We start from the raw sequence: 13,392 nt of genomic DNA on the forward strand, positions 1-13,392 counted from the left end.
AATGTTGGGTGACATGCAGTTGGCGGCGTTGATGGGGTCAGGTCCCGCGCTTCCCGAAGGGGGGGCGACGGAGATACTCGGCCTGACGGCGGACAGCCGCGCGGTGCGCCCCGGTTATCTCTTCGCGGCGCTGCCCGGCACGAAGCTCGACGGAACGAAATTCATCGCCCAGGCCATCGAAAAAGGTGCCGCCGCGCTGCTGGTGCCGCTCGATGCGGCGGTGGCGGCGAATGTGCCGGTGATCGCGGATCGCAATCCACGCCGCCGGTTGGCGCTGATGGCGGCCGCATTCTTCGGCGACCAGCCGCGCACCGTGGCGGCGGTGACGGGAACCAACGGCAAGACATCCATCGCGACCTTCCTGCGCGAAATCTGGGCCGCGCTCGGCGAAGAGGCGGCAAGCCTCGGCACGCTTGGCGTCACCAGCGCGAAGGGCGAGCGGTCGCTCGGCTATACAACGCCCGATCCCGTGGCGCTGCAGGCGGAGCTGGCGGCGCTGGCGAAAGAAGGCGTGACGCATCTGGCGATGGAAGCATCGAGCCACGGGCTTGCACAATACAGGCTCGACGGCGTGAAGCTGCGCGCGGCGGGCTTCACCAATATCACGCGCGATCACATGGACTATCACACCAGCTTCGACGACTACCTCTATGCGAAGCTGCGCCTTTTCGGCGAGGTGATGGGACCGGGCGGCATCGCCGTGCTCAATGCCGACAGCGCGCAATATGCTGAATTCGAAGCCGTGTGCTGGGCGCGCGGGCATCGCATCATCTCCGTCGGGCGGAAGGGCAAGGGCATTTTCCTCGCCGCCGCGCGGCCGACGCCACGCGGGCAGACGCTGGAGCTGGTGCATGAGGGAAAGAATTATGCCGTGAACCTGCCGCTGGTCGGCGGCTTCCAGGCATCGAACGCGCTGGTGGCGGCGGGGCTGGCCATAGGCTGCGGCGGCGCGGCGGAGAAGGTTTTCGCGGCGCTCGAGAAGCTGACGGGCGCAAAGGGGCGGATGGAAGAGGCGGCGCATCTGCCGAACGGCGCTTCCGTCTATATCGATTACGCCCATACGCCGGACGCGCTCGAAAACGCGCTGGAGGCGATCCGCCCGCATACGGCGGGAAGGCTTTCCATCGTGTTCGGCTGCGGCGGCGACCGGGACGCAGGCAAGCGGCCGCTGATGGGCGCCGCGGCAGCGAAACTTGCCGACATTATATATGTGACCGACGACAATCCGCGCAGCGAGGCGGCGGATGCAATCCGCGCGGCCGTGCTCAAAGGCTGTCCGGGGGCGATCGAGATCGGCGACAGGGCAGCGGCCATCGAAACGGCGATGCGGGCGCTGCAGCCGGGCGACGTTCTCGTGGTGGCGGGGAAAGGCCATGAGACCGGGCAGATCGTCGGCGACAAGGTGCTGCCGTTCTCCGACCATGAGGCGATCCGCGAGGCAGCGAAGAAAATAGGAGGTGCCGCATGAGCGCGCCTCTGTGGACGAAAGAAGACGTGCTGGCCGCGACGGGCGGAAAGGCAGAAGGCGCGGCGTGGAGCGCGAGCGGTGTTTCCATCGACAGCCGGACGCTTGAAGCGGGCGACCTCTTCGTCGCCATCATCGGCGAGAATTCCGATGGCCATGCCTATGTGGAAGGCGCGCTGAAGAAGGGCGCGGCAGCAGCCATTGTGAGCGCGCCGACGGAAGCGATGCGCGCGGCGGGGCCGCTTGTCATCGTGACCGACACGCTGGCGGCCTTGAACGCGCTTGGCCGGGCGGCGCGGGCCCGGACAAAGGCGAAGGTCGTTGCCGTGACCGGCAGCGTCGGCAAGACGGGGACGAAAGAGGCGCTGAAGCTCATTCTTTCCGAGCAGGGGGCGACGCATGCCTCCGCCGCTTCCTACAACAATCTCTGGGGTGTGCCGCTTTCCCTCGCGCGGATGCCGGCAGCAACGCGCTTCGGCATATTCGAAGTGGGGATGAACCATCCCGGCGAGATCACGCCGCTATCGAAGCTTGTCGAACCTTTCGTGTCGCTGATCACGACGGTCGAAGCGGTGCATATGGAATTTTTCGACTCTGTCGAGCAGATCGCCGATGCGAAGGGCGAGATTTTCGACGGTTTGCAGAAGGGCGGCGTCGCTATTCTCAATCGCGATAATCCGCATTACGAGCGGCTGCGCGCGAAAGCGGAAAAGAGCGGGGCCGGACGGATCATTTCATTCGGCGAACATGAAGAAGCGGATGCACGGCTGGAGAAAGCGGCGCTGAAGGAAGACTGCTCCTGCGTGTCGGCGACGATCTGCGGGCAGAAGGTGACCTACAAGCTGGCCGTGCCGGGCCGCCACATCGTGATGAACAGTCTAGCGATGCTTGCCTGCGTACATGCGCTGGAGGCCGACCTGGCGATGGCGGCGCTGGCCATGGCAAGCCTCAAGGCACCGAAGGGGCGCGGCGAGCGGCACATCGTTTCAGCGCCGCTCGGACAGTTCACGCTGGTGGATGAAAGCTACAACGCCAATCCGGTGTCGATGCGTGCGGCGCTCGACGCGCTCGGACGGGCGAAGCCGGAGGGCAATGGCCGCCGCATCGCCGTTATGGGCGACATGCTGGAGATCGGCGAGACGTCGATCGAGATGCATCGCGGGCTTGCCGATGCGGTGCGCGAGGCCGGCATCGATCTCGTTTTCGCCTGCGGGCCGCATATGCGCGAACTCTACAAGGCGCTGCCGGCGGCGGCGCAAGGCGCATACGCGGAAACATCCGCCGAGCTCGGGCCGTTGCTCCGCGACGCGGTGGAGCCGGGCGATGTGGTGATGGTGAAGGGGTCTCTCGGTTCCCGCATGGGGCCGCTTGTCGATCTGCTCAGGGGGCTGGGCGATGACGAGGGCGAGAGCATTCGGCGCAACAGGGGGACGAACTGATGCTCTACGATCTTCTCGGCGGCATGGCGGGCGACATTCAGGCACTCAATGTCTTTCGCTACATCACCTTCCGCACCGGCGGCGCGACGGTGACGGCGCTGCTCATCAGCTTCCTGTTCGGGCCGCGCATCATCGCTCTGCTGAAGGCCAAGCAGCGGCGCGGCCAGCCGATCCGCGAGGACGGGCCGCAGACCCATATCATCCAGAAGCAGGGCACGCCGACGATGGGCGGCTTTCTCATTCTCGTCGGGCTCGTTCCCTCGGTGCTGCTGTGGGCGGACTGGAGCAACCGCTATGTCTGGATCGTTCTCTTCGTGACGCTCGGCTTCGGCGCGGTGGGTTTTGCAGACGACTATCTGAAGGTTTCGAAGATTTCGCCGAAAGGCGTGCCTGGCCGCGTGAAGCTCTTTTTCGAATTCGTGATTGCGCTGATCGCGATGTGGGCGCTGGTGCTTGTGTCGAGCGAGCCGCTGCAGACGGCGCTGACGGTGCCGTTCTTCAAAACGCTGTTGATCGAGCTTGGCGGATTTTTCTTTCTCTTCGGCGCGCTGGTGATCGTCGGATCGTCCAATGCGGTGAACCTAACCGACGGGCTCGACGGGCTTGCCATCGTGCCGGTGATGATCGCGGCGGCGTCTCTCGGGCTTATCGTCTATCTCGTCGGCAATGCGGTGTTCGCGGATTACCTGCAGATCCATTTCGTGCCGGGGACGGGCGAGCTTGCGGTCTTCTGCGGGGCGCTGATCGGGGCGGGGCTCGGTTTCCTCTGGTACAACGCGCCGCCCGCCATGGTGTTCATGGGCGACACGGGCTCGCTTGCGCTTGGCGGCGCGCTCGGCGCGATTGCGGTGGCGGCGAAGCACGAGCTGGTACTGGCAATCATCGGCGGGCTTTTCGTGCTCGAAGCGGTGTCGGTCATCGTGCAGGTGGCATCGTTCAAGCTAACCGGCAAGCGCGTCTTCCGGATGGCGCCGCTGCATCATCATTTCGAACAGAAGGGCTGGGCGGAACCGACCGTCGTCGTGCGCTTCTGGATCATCTCCGTCGTGCTCGCCATGGCGGGCCTCGCCACATTGAAGTTGAGGTGAGGACATGATCGCGGCGACCGGATTCGAAAAGCGTAACGTGGCGGTGCTGGGACTCGGCAAGTCCGGGATGGCGACCGTGCGCGCGCTCGAGGCCGGCGGCGCGAACGTCTTTGCGTGGGACGATGCGGGCGAGAAGCGCGCGGAAGCGGCGAAGGCGGGGTTCACGCTTTCGGATGCGAGCGGCTGGGACTGGAAGACCTTCGCGGCGCTGGTGCTGAGCCCCGGCATTCCACTGACGCATCCGGAGCCGCATCCGGCGGTGCTGACCGCGAAGGCGGCGGGCGTCGAGGTGATCGGCGACATCGAACTTTTCCAGCGTGCGGTGACGGGTACGGGCGCGAAGGTCGTCGCGATCACGGGTACCAATGGAAAGTCGACGACAACGGCGCTGATCGGTCACATGGTGCGGCGCTGCGGCGGCGACGCGCAGGTGGGCGGCAATATCGGCAAGGCGGTGCTGGAGCTCGAAGCGCCCTCCGCGAGCAGCGTTTATGTGGTGGAAGTATCGTCCTACCAGATCGACCTCGCGCCGAGCCTTGCGCCGCATATCGCGGTGCTGCTCAATATCACGCCGGACCATATCGACCGGCATGGCACGGTGGAGCATTATGCGGATGTGAAGGCGCGCATCTTCGCGCGGCAGACGGCGGCGGATACGGCCGTCATCGGCATCGACGAGCGGCGGTCGAGCGACATCTGCACGCGGGAAAGCGCCCGTCGGGTGGAGAAGGTTGTGCCGGTGTCGGTCGGCAAGGCGCTGTCGCGCGGCGTTTATGCGCTGGACGGCGTGCTTTACGACAGCACGGGCACGCAGACGGCGAAGGCGGGCGACCTGCGGACGATCAAGACGCTGGCGGGTGCGCATAACTGGCAGAACGCGGCGGCGGCTTATGCGGCGGGCCGCGCGCTCGGCTATCAGCGCGAGCGGATTTTCGCGGCATTCGAGAGTTTCCCGGGCCTCGCGCACCGGATGGAGATCGTCGCCGAGGCGGAGGGCGTGCGCTTCGTCAATGACAGCAAGGCGACCAATGCGGATGCGGCATCGAAGGCGCTCGGCACATATGACAACATCTACTGGATCGCGGGTGGCAAGGCGAAGGAGGGCGGCATCGAAAGTCTCGAGCCCTGGTTCCCTCGCATCCGCAGGGCCTATCTGATCGGCGATGCGGCGAAGAGCTTCGGCGAGACGCTGAAGGGAAAAGTGGAAGCCGTGCAGTGCGGCACGCTCGACCGCGCCGTCGAGGCCGCGACGCGCGATGCGCGCGCCGATGCGAGCGACCTCAAGGTGGTGCTGCTTTCTCCGGCCTGTGCCTCGTTCGATCAGTTCGCAAATTTCGAGCAGCGCGGAGATGCTTTCCGCGCCGCCGTGCAGGAGCGGGTCGCGACCATGGGGGGTGCCGCCGCATGATCCGTCTCGCGCGCACAAACCGCAGCGTCATCGCCGAATGGTGGTGGACCGTCGACAAGTGGACGTTGCTCGTCCTGATGTGCCTGATGCTGCTTGGCGGCGTGCTGGCGCTTGCGGCGAGCCCGGCCGTTGCGACGCGGATCAACCTGCCGCCATTCCATTTCGTATACCGGCAGATGGTTTTCTTCATTCCCGCCATCGCGGTGATGATCGGCGTATCGCTGCTCAATGTGCGGCAGGTGCGGCGGCTTGCGGCCATTGTTTTCGCCACTGGCTTCGTGCTGATGGCGTTGACGCTCATCATCGGGCCGGAAGTGAAGGGCGCGCATCGCTGGCTGCAGATCGGTCCGCTCGCCATCCAGCCATCCGAATTCGTGAAGCCCGCCTTCATCGTGCTGGTTGCCTGGCTTTTTGCGGAGGCGCAGCGCACGCCCGGCGTTCCAGGCACGGCGCTTGGCCTCGGACTTTACGCCATGGTGGTTTCGGTGTTGGCGCTGCAGCCGGATTTCGGCCAGCTCATGCTCGTCACCGCCGTTTTCGGTGCGATGTTCTTCATGGCCGGGCTTTCCTGGGGATGGATCGGATCCCTGGGCGCGCTTGCCGCTTCCGGCGCCGTTGCGGCCTACACGCTGATGCCGCATGTGGCGAGCCGCGTGAACCGCTTTCTCGATCCGGAATCGGGCGACACCTACCAGATCGACAGGGCGCTCGACGCGTTCCACACCGGCGGCTTTTTCGGGCGCGGGCCGGGCGAGGGCGAGGTAAAGCGCATTCTCCCCGACGCGCATACGGATTTCATTTTCGCCGTCGCGGCGGAAGAATATGGCGTTCTCGCCGGTCTCATCATCATCGGTCTCTTCGCTTTCATCGTGGTGCGGGCGCTCCGCCATGCGATGGAGGAGCAGGACCTCTTCCTGCAATTCGCGACCTGCGGCCTGGTGGCGCTGTTCGGATTGCAGGCGCTCATCAACATGGCGGTGAACGTGAACCTCATGCCGGCCAAGGGCATGACGCTGCCGTTCATCTCCTATGGCGGCTCGTCGCTGCTGGCGCTTGCCTTTGCGATGGGAATGCTGCTCGCGCTGACGCGCCGCCGCGCCGGCAGCAATGTGGCTCCTCCAAGCGGACGGAGGACCTACGCATGACGCATTATCCGAACGGTCCCATCGTCATTGCCGCCGGCGGCACGGGCGGGCATCTCTTCCCCGGTCAGGCGTTGGCGCAGGAATTGCGCCGCCGCGGCCGCCGCATCGTGCTGATGACGGATGAGCGCGTGCAACGCTTCGACAAGCTTTTCCCGGACGCGGATATCTATGCGGTACCTTCGGCGACACCTTCAGGCAAAGGCATCGCCGGTCTGCTGCGCGCCGCACCGTCCATTCTGGCGGGCGTGGCGCGCTCCTTCTCCATCCTGCAGCGGGTGAAGCCCGCCGCGTTGATCGGCTTTGGCGGCTATCCGACCTTGCCGCCCGTTCTTGCCGCGATCCTGCGCGGTGTGCCGGCCTGTGTGCATGAGCAGAACGCGGTGCTCGGCCGCGTGAACCGGCTTGCCGGTCCGCATGTCCAGGCCATCGCCTCTACATTCGACGCACCGAAATTTCTGAAGGCGCGCGATGCGGGCAAGCTCGTGCTCACCGGCAATCCCGTTCGCGATGCCGTGATCGCGCAGGCGGGCGCTGCCTATGAGACCCCGGGCAACGAAGGCAAGATCAAGCTTCTCGTTTTCGGCGGCAGCCAGGGCGCGCGCGTGATGAGCGATATCGTGCCGCTCGCGCTGGCGCGTTTGCCGGAACGGCTAAGGCGGCGGCTCTCCGTCGTGCAGCAATGCCGCGCCGAAGACATTGCGCGGGTCGGCGAAATATATAGTGCGGCGGACATTGACGCCGAACTCAATGCCTTCTTCGACGACATGCCGGCCCGTATTGCCGCCTGCCATCTCGTGATCGGCCGCTCCGGCGCATCGACGGTAAGCGAGCTCGCCGTGATCGGCCGGCCCGCCATTCTGGTGCCGCTGCCGCATTCGCTCGACAACGACCAGAAGGCAAATGCCGAGAAGCTCGCACAGGCGGGCGCAGCCTGGATGATCGAGCAGAAATATTTCACCGAGGATGCGCTTTGCGAGCGGCTGGAAAAGCTGTTCGAGGATCCCGCCGATCTTGAAGCCGCCGCCCGCGCCGCCAAGGCGCAAGGGCAGCCCAATGCCGTGCGCGATCTTGCCGATCTCGTGGAGGCGCTGGGGCGCGGCGAATTCCGTGCGCTTCGCCGCCGCGGCCGCAATGGCGGCAAGAGCGACGGCGACGCCAAGCTCCTCAAGTTCGCGATAGGAGGTGCATGATGCGCCCGGCACCTCTCGACATCGGCAATATCCATTTCGTCGGCATCGGCGGCATCGGCATGAGCGGCATTGCCGAAGTCATGCACAATCTCGGCTACACGGTCCAGGGCAGCGATCTTGCCGACAGCGCCAATGTGAAGCGGTTGAAAGGCCTTGGCATCAAGGTCTTCATCGGACAGAAGGCGGAAAACCTCGCGGAAGCGCAAGTCATTGTGGTGTCGTCCGCCATTCGCGCCGACAATCCCGAACTGATGGAAGCCCGCGCGCGCTTTCTTCCTGTCGTGCGCCGCGCCGAAATGCTGGCGGAGCTCATGCGTCTCAAGAGCTGCGTCGCCATCGGCGGCACGCATGGCAAGACGACGACGACATCGCTCGTCGCGGCCATTCTCGACAAGGCGGGGCTCGACCCGACCGTCATCAATGGCGGCATCATCAATGCCTATGGCACGAATGCGCGGCTCGGCGGCGGCGAGTGGATGGTGGTCGAGGCCGATGAATCCGACGGCACCTTCGTGAAGCTGCCCGCGACCATCGCCATCGTCACCAATATTGACCCGGAACATCTCGACTATTACGGCAGCTTCGACGCCGCGAAGGACGCCTTCCTCGCTTTCGTCGAAAACGTGCCGTTCTACGGCGCCGCCGTGATGTGCATCGATCATCCGGAAGTGCAGGCGCTGATCGGCCGCGTGCGCGACCGGCGCATCGTGACCTACGGCACCAATCCGCAGGCCGATATCCGCGCCACCAATGCGCGCGTCGAAGACGGTTTCAATGTGTTCGACGTCGCCATCACCGACCGCAAGACGGGTACCGCGCGCGAGATGACGGGCGTGCGCCTCGCCATGCACGGCACGCATAATATGCTGAACAGCCTCGCGGCTATCGGCGTTGCGACGCAGATGGGCATTGCGGACGACAAGATCCGCGCGGCGCTGGAAGGTTTCGGCGGCGTGAAGCGGCGCTTCACGTTTGTGGGAAGCTGGAACGACGTCAACATCTATGACGACTACGGCCACCATCCCGTCGAGATCGCGGCGGTGCTGCAGGCGGCGCGCTCCGCCACCAAGGGCCGCACCATCGCCGTGGTGCAGCCGCATCGCTATACGCGGCTTCACAATCTCTTCGACGAATTCTGCGCCTGCTTCAACGATGCCGATGCAGTGATCGTGGCCGATGTCTATGAAGCGGGCGAGAAGCCCATCGAGGGCGCGAGCCGCGATGCGCTGGTCGAAGGCCTGCGCGACCGTGGACATCGCAACGTGATGGCGCTTGACGGGCCTGAAGCCCTGCCGCGTCTGATCGCCGAAACCGCCAGGCCGGGCGACCTTGTCGTTTGCCTCGGCGCGGGCAGCATCACCTATTGGGCAAACGCGCTGCCGGACGATCTGGCGAAGCTCGGCGGAAAGAAGAAAGCCGCCGCGAAGAGCGCAGCGAAGACCAAGGCGAAGCCGAAAAAAGGGAGGGGGAAATGATGGCTGCCGAAGCCACCGCCGCTCTCATCGACCGGCTGCCCAAGGTTCGCGGCGAGCTTGTCGCCGATGCGCCGCTTGCGCCGCTCACCTGGTTTCGCGCGGGCGGCAATGCGGAAGTGCTCTTCCGTCCGGCGGATGCGGATGATCTGGCGGCGTTCCTCGCCGGGACGCCGGCGGATGTGCCTGTCACGATCATCGGCGTCGGTTCCAACCTGCTGGTGCGCGAGGGCGGTGTACCCGGCGTCGTCATCCGGCTCGGGCGGGGGTTCATGAATATCGAGATCGAGGGGACCTGTGTTCGCGCGGGAACCGCGGCGCTCGACGTTGCGGTTTCCCGCGCGGCGCAGGAAGCAGGACTTGCCGGCCTCGAATTCTATCGCGGCATTCCGGGCTCCATCGGCGGCGCGCTGCGCATGAATGGCGGTGCCTATGGCCGCGAAACGAAGGATGTGCTGGTGGAGGCCGTCGCCATCGACCGGGCAGGCAAGCGGCATGTGCTGACGAATGCCGACATGCACTACACCTATCGCCATTGCGGCGCGCCGGACGATCTCATTTTCGTCGAGGCGCTGTTTCAGGGCACGCCGGGCAATGCCGAGGACATCCTGCGGCGCATGAACGAAATCACCTCGTCGCGCGAGGCGACACAGCCGATCCGCACGCGCACGGGCGGCTCGACCTTCAAGAATCCCGAAGGTCACAAGTCCTGGCAGCTGATCGACGCGGCGGGCTGCCGCGGGCTGCGCAAGGGCGGGGCGCAGGTGTCGGAGCTGCATTGCAACTTCCTCATCAATACGGGCGACGCAACCGCCAGCGACATCGAAGACCTTGGCGAGGAAGTGCGCGCGCGCGTGAAGGAGACGAGCGGCGTGACGCTGGAATGGGAAATCCGCCGCATCGGCATTCGTAAAGAGAGGGGCGGGGCATGAGCCAGGCAAAGCATGTCGCCGTTCTGAAAGGCGGATGGAGCGCCGAGCGCGAGGTGAGCCTCGTCTCCGGCAAGGGCTGTGCCGAGGCGCTGCGCAAGCATGGCTACCGCGTGACCGAGATCGATGCGGGGCGCGATCTTGCCGACCAGATATTGAAAGTGAAGCCGGACGTCGCTTTCAACGCGCTGCATGGCCGCTGGGGCGAAGATGGCTGCGTCCAGGGGCTGCTTGAAATTCTCCGCGTGCCTTACACGCATTCGGGCGTGCTCGCCTCCGCGCTGGCGATGCACAAGGAACGGGCGAAGTTCGTTTTCCGCGCCGCCGGTCTTCCGGTCGCCGAAAGCGTCGTGGTGCCGCGCGAGCAGGCGGCGCATGGCCATGTGATGGACCCCCCCTACGTCATCAAGCCGGTGAGCGAAGGCTCCTCCGTCGGTGTCTTCATCGTGCGCGCGGGCGACAACAGGCCGCCCGCCGAACTTACCTCGGCGGAATGGAACCTCGGCGACGAGGTGATGGCGGAACGCTATATCGCGGGCCGCGAACTTACCTGCGCCGTGATGGGTGAGGAAATATTCGGCGTCACCGAAATCATCGCCAATACGACTTTCTACGATTACGAGGCGAAGTATCAGACCGGCGGTTCGCGCCACATCATCCCGGCGCCCATCGATGCAGACATCTATGCCGAGGTGCAGCGCGTGACGCTGGCCGCGCACAAGGCGCTTGGCTGCCGGGGCGTTTCCCGCGCCGATTTCCGCTTCGACGATACGCGGCCGGGCAAGCCCGAACTCATTCTCCTCGAAGTGAACACGCAGCCGGGCATGACGCCGACATCGCTCGTGCCGGAGCTTGCCAATCTCGCCGGCTATTCCTACGGCGAGCTGGTGAGCTGGATGGTGGAGGAAGCATCATGCGACAGGTGAAGAAAGTGTCGCGCACGGGCGTGCGCGCCGCGCCGCGCAAGAAGGGCTCGAAGATCGCGCCGGGCAAGCGCCGCAACGGCGCCGCGAACCGGACGTTCGGCCGCCGCGCGGAGCGGCCGTCGGGCCCTATCGGTCTCTGGATCGAGAATATGCGCGAAGGCAATTTCGGCATGCGGCCCTTCGCCTATGTGGCGCTGGCGATGATCGCAGGCGTGATCCTTTACGGCACGGTGATCGGCGGCCATGCGGAGAACGGCGCCAATGCGGTGACGCATCACGTGAATCGCCTTCTGGCGCTGTCCGGTTTCAGCATCCAGGACGTGACCGTGACCGGCCGTGCGCAGACCCGGAAAGACGATCTTCTCACCGCTGTCGGCATCGAGCGGGGCGACCCGATTTTCGGCTTCGACACGGAAGCGGCGCGGCAGCGGATCGAGCGGCTCGACTGGGTGCGCTCGGCAACCGTCACGCGGCTTCTGCCGGACACGATCCGCATCGAGGTGAGCGAGCGGCGGCCTTTCGCGCTCTGGCAGCGCGGGGGCGAGCTTTCCATCGTCGATGCCGAAGGCCGTCCGATCACGGATGAGGGCGTGCAGGATTTCGCGCATTTGCCTTTCATCGTCGGCTTCGGCGCGCCGCGGGCGGCGCCGGAACTGCTGACGCTGATGCAGAAAGAGCGGCCGGAGCTGCTGCAGCGCGTGCGCGCCTTCGTGCGCGTCAGCGACCGGCGCTGGAATTTGCGGCTTGAGAACGGCGTCGACGTGAAGCTGCCCGAGGTGGGCGTTGCGAAGGCACTGGCGGATCTTACCGCCTACGACACGAAATACAGGGTTCTGTCGCGCGACATCGTCGCCGTCGATCTCCGGCTTCCCGATCGCGTCTCGGTGGAGCTGACGGAAGACGCCGCGAGCGGCAAGGGTATCGCGACCGACGCGACGTTGAAGAAAAGCGTGGTCCGGCCGGGGCAGGCCGGCCGTGGAGGCAATACATGAATATGGTCAGTCTGGGGTCGAGGAGTTTTCAGGGCAGGCCCGTCGCGGCGGGACGGTCCGGCACGATCGCGGCGCTCGATGTGGGGTCGAGCAAGATCTCGTGCTTCATTGCGAAGATCGAGCCGGGGCGGCTTGCGAACGGCCATGCGCCGGTGCGCGTCATCGGCATCGGGCATCAGGTATCGCGCGGCATTCGCGCGGGCGCGGTGGTCGACATGGATGCGGCGGAAGAGGCGATCCGTGTGGCGGTCGATGCGGCGGAGCGGATGGCGGGTGTCACGATCCGCGACGTGGTTGTCGGCTTTTCCGGCGCGGAGCCGAAGAGCCAGACGGTCGGCGTGCGCGCCTCGATCACGGGCGGCGAGGTCGGCGATGCCGATGTGTCGCGGCTCATTCATCACGCGCAGGCGAATTTCCAGCCGGAAGGGCGCGACGTTCTCCATGCGATCCCGACCAATTACAGCGTCGACGGCAGCCGGGGCGTGCGCGATCCGCGCGGCATGTTCGGCGAGAAGCTCGGTGTCGAGGTGCATATGGTCAGCGCGCTGCGCGGGCCGCTCAGGAACCTCGAACTCTGCATCGAACGCTGCCACCTCAGCGTGGCGGGCATCGCCGTGTCGCCCTATGCGAGCGGGCTTGCCTGCCTGGTCGAGGACGAGATGGATCTCGGCGTCGCGATGATCGACATGGGCGGCGGCACGACGTCGCTCGCCATCTTCTTCGAAGGCGCGATGGTTTACTGCGATTCCGTGTCAATTGGCGGGAATCACATTACTAATGATATTGCGCGGGGGCTCTCCACACCGCTCTCACATGCAGAGCGGATGAAGACGTTATACGGGAGCGCGCTTGCGAGCCCCTCGGACGAAAGAGAGATGATCGACGTGCCGCAGGTAGGCGAGAGCGATGCCGATTCGGCCAACCATATTCCGAGGTCGATGCTGACCGGCATCATCCAGCCGCGGCTGGAGGAGACGTTCGAGCTTGTGCGGGACCGGATGGAAGCGAGCGGCTATGGCCGGCTCGCGGGCAGGCGCGTGGTGCTGACGGGCGGCGCGGCGCAGCTCAACGGTGCGCGCGAACTCGCGGCCCGTATGCTCGACAAGCAGGTGCGGGTGGGCCAGCCGGTCCGCCTGACGGGGCTTGCCGAGGCGACGGGCGGGCCCGCCTTCTCCACATGCGCGGGCCTTCTCGCCTATTCGCAAATCTCTCCTCTCGATGCCGCCGGCGGCGATGACGGCGACGAGGCGGCCATGCCGCGCGGACAGATCCGCCGGTTCGGCCGCTGGCTGAAGGAGAACTTCTGATGGAACGCGCAATCCAAGGCAGGCGCAGGGG

At 65.5% G+C, this 13,392-nt stretch carries 11 protein-coding genes; all 11 read left to right on the top strand.

Annotated features, from left to right (window positions below; all coding sequences use genetic code 11):
- The first annotated feature begins 1 nt into the window (after position 1).
- From PLAV_RS12240 to ftsA, 11 genes are read left to right on the top strand one after another with little or no spacing between them, the layout of a single operon-like run.
- On the top strand, positions 2-1,468 hold the full coding sequence (locus PLAV_RS12240) for a UDP-N-acetylmuramoyl-L-alanyl-D-glutamate--2,6-diaminopimelate ligase (RefSeq protein WP_245545149.1): 1,467 nt from the start codon (positions 2-4) through the stop codon (positions 1,466-1,468).
- Positions 1,465-2,904 (top strand): UDP-N-acetylmuramoylalanyl-D-glutamyl-2,6-diaminopimelate--D-alanyl-D-alanine ligase, encoded by a 1,440-nt coding sequence (locus tag PLAV_RS12245; protein WP_012111335.1) that lies wholly within the window; start codon positions 1,465-1,467, stop codon positions 2,902-2,904. The genes PLAV_RS12240 and PLAV_RS12245 overlap by 4 nt, the downstream gene beginning before the upstream one ends.
- Complete coding sequence (gene mraY, locus PLAV_RS12250; protein ID WP_012111336.1) at positions 2,904-3,992, top strand: phospho-N-acetylmuramoyl-pentapeptide-transferase; 1,089 nt, start codon at positions 2,904-2,906, stop codon at positions 3,990-3,992. The genes PLAV_RS12245 and mraY overlap by 1 nt, the downstream gene beginning before the upstream one ends.
- A gap of 4 nt (positions 3,993-3,996) precedes the next feature.
- The gene (gene murD, locus PLAV_RS12255; protein WP_012111337.1) at positions 3,997-5,400 is read left to right on the top strand and encodes a UDP-N-acetylmuramoyl-L-alanine--D-glutamate ligase; all 1,404 of its coding nucleotides are present in this window, start codon (positions 3,997-3,999) and stop codon (positions 5,398-5,400) included.
- Positions 5,397-6,545: a putative lipid II flippase FtsW gene (ftsW, locus tag PLAV_RS12260; protein WP_012111338.1), complete on the top strand. Its 1,149-nt coding sequence runs from the start codon at positions 5,397-5,399 to the stop codon at positions 6,543-6,545. Before murD ends, ftsW begins: the two co-directional genes overlap by 4 nt.
- The gene (gene murG, locus PLAV_RS12265; protein WP_012111339.1) at positions 6,542-7,735 is read left to right on the top strand and encodes an undecaprenyldiphospho-muramoylpentapeptide beta-N-acetylglucosaminyltransferase; all 1,194 of its coding nucleotides are present in this window, start codon (positions 6,542-6,544) and stop codon (positions 7,733-7,735) included. The genes ftsW and murG overlap by 4 nt, the downstream gene beginning before the upstream one ends.
- Positions 7,735-9,210, top strand: a complete 1,476-nt coding sequence (gene murC, locus PLAV_RS12270) for a UDP-N-acetylmuramate--L-alanine ligase (protein ID WP_012111340.1) — start codon at positions 7,735-7,737, stop codon at positions 9,208-9,210. The genes murG and murC overlap by 1 nt, the downstream gene beginning before the upstream one ends.
- On the top strand, positions 9,207-10,139 hold the full coding sequence (murB, locus tag PLAV_RS12275; protein ID WP_012111341.1) for a UDP-N-acetylmuramate dehydrogenase: 933 nt from the start codon (positions 9,207-9,209) through the stop codon (positions 10,137-10,139). The genes murC and murB overlap by 4 nt, the downstream gene beginning before the upstream one ends.
- On the top strand, positions 10,136-11,062 hold the full coding sequence (locus PLAV_RS12280) for a D-alanine--D-alanine ligase (protein WP_012111342.1): 927 nt from the start codon (positions 10,136-10,138) through the stop codon (positions 11,060-11,062). The genes murB and PLAV_RS12280 overlap by 4 nt, the downstream gene beginning before the upstream one ends.
- The gene (locus PLAV_RS12285) at positions 11,050-12,054 is read left to right on the top strand and encodes a cell division protein FtsQ/DivIB (RefSeq protein WP_012111343.1); all 1,005 of its coding nucleotides are present in this window, start codon (positions 11,050-11,052) and stop codon (positions 12,052-12,054) included. The genes PLAV_RS12280 and PLAV_RS12285 overlap by 13 nt, the downstream gene beginning before the upstream one ends.
- Complete coding sequence (gene ftsA / locus PLAV_RS12290; RefSeq protein ID WP_012111344.1) at positions 12,051-13,361, top strand: cell division protein FtsA; 1,311 nt, start codon at positions 12,051-12,053, stop codon at positions 13,359-13,361. The genes PLAV_RS12285 and ftsA overlap by 4 nt, the downstream gene beginning before the upstream one ends.
- The last annotated feature ends 31 nt before the right edge of the window (positions 13,362-13,392 follow it).

Origin of the sequence: Parvibaculum lavamentivorans DS-1, from assembly GCF_000017565.1 — a bacterium.
In the GTDB taxonomy this organism is placed as follows: domain Bacteria; phylum Pseudomonadota; class Alphaproteobacteria; order Parvibaculales; family Parvibaculaceae; genus Parvibaculum; species Parvibaculum lavamentivorans.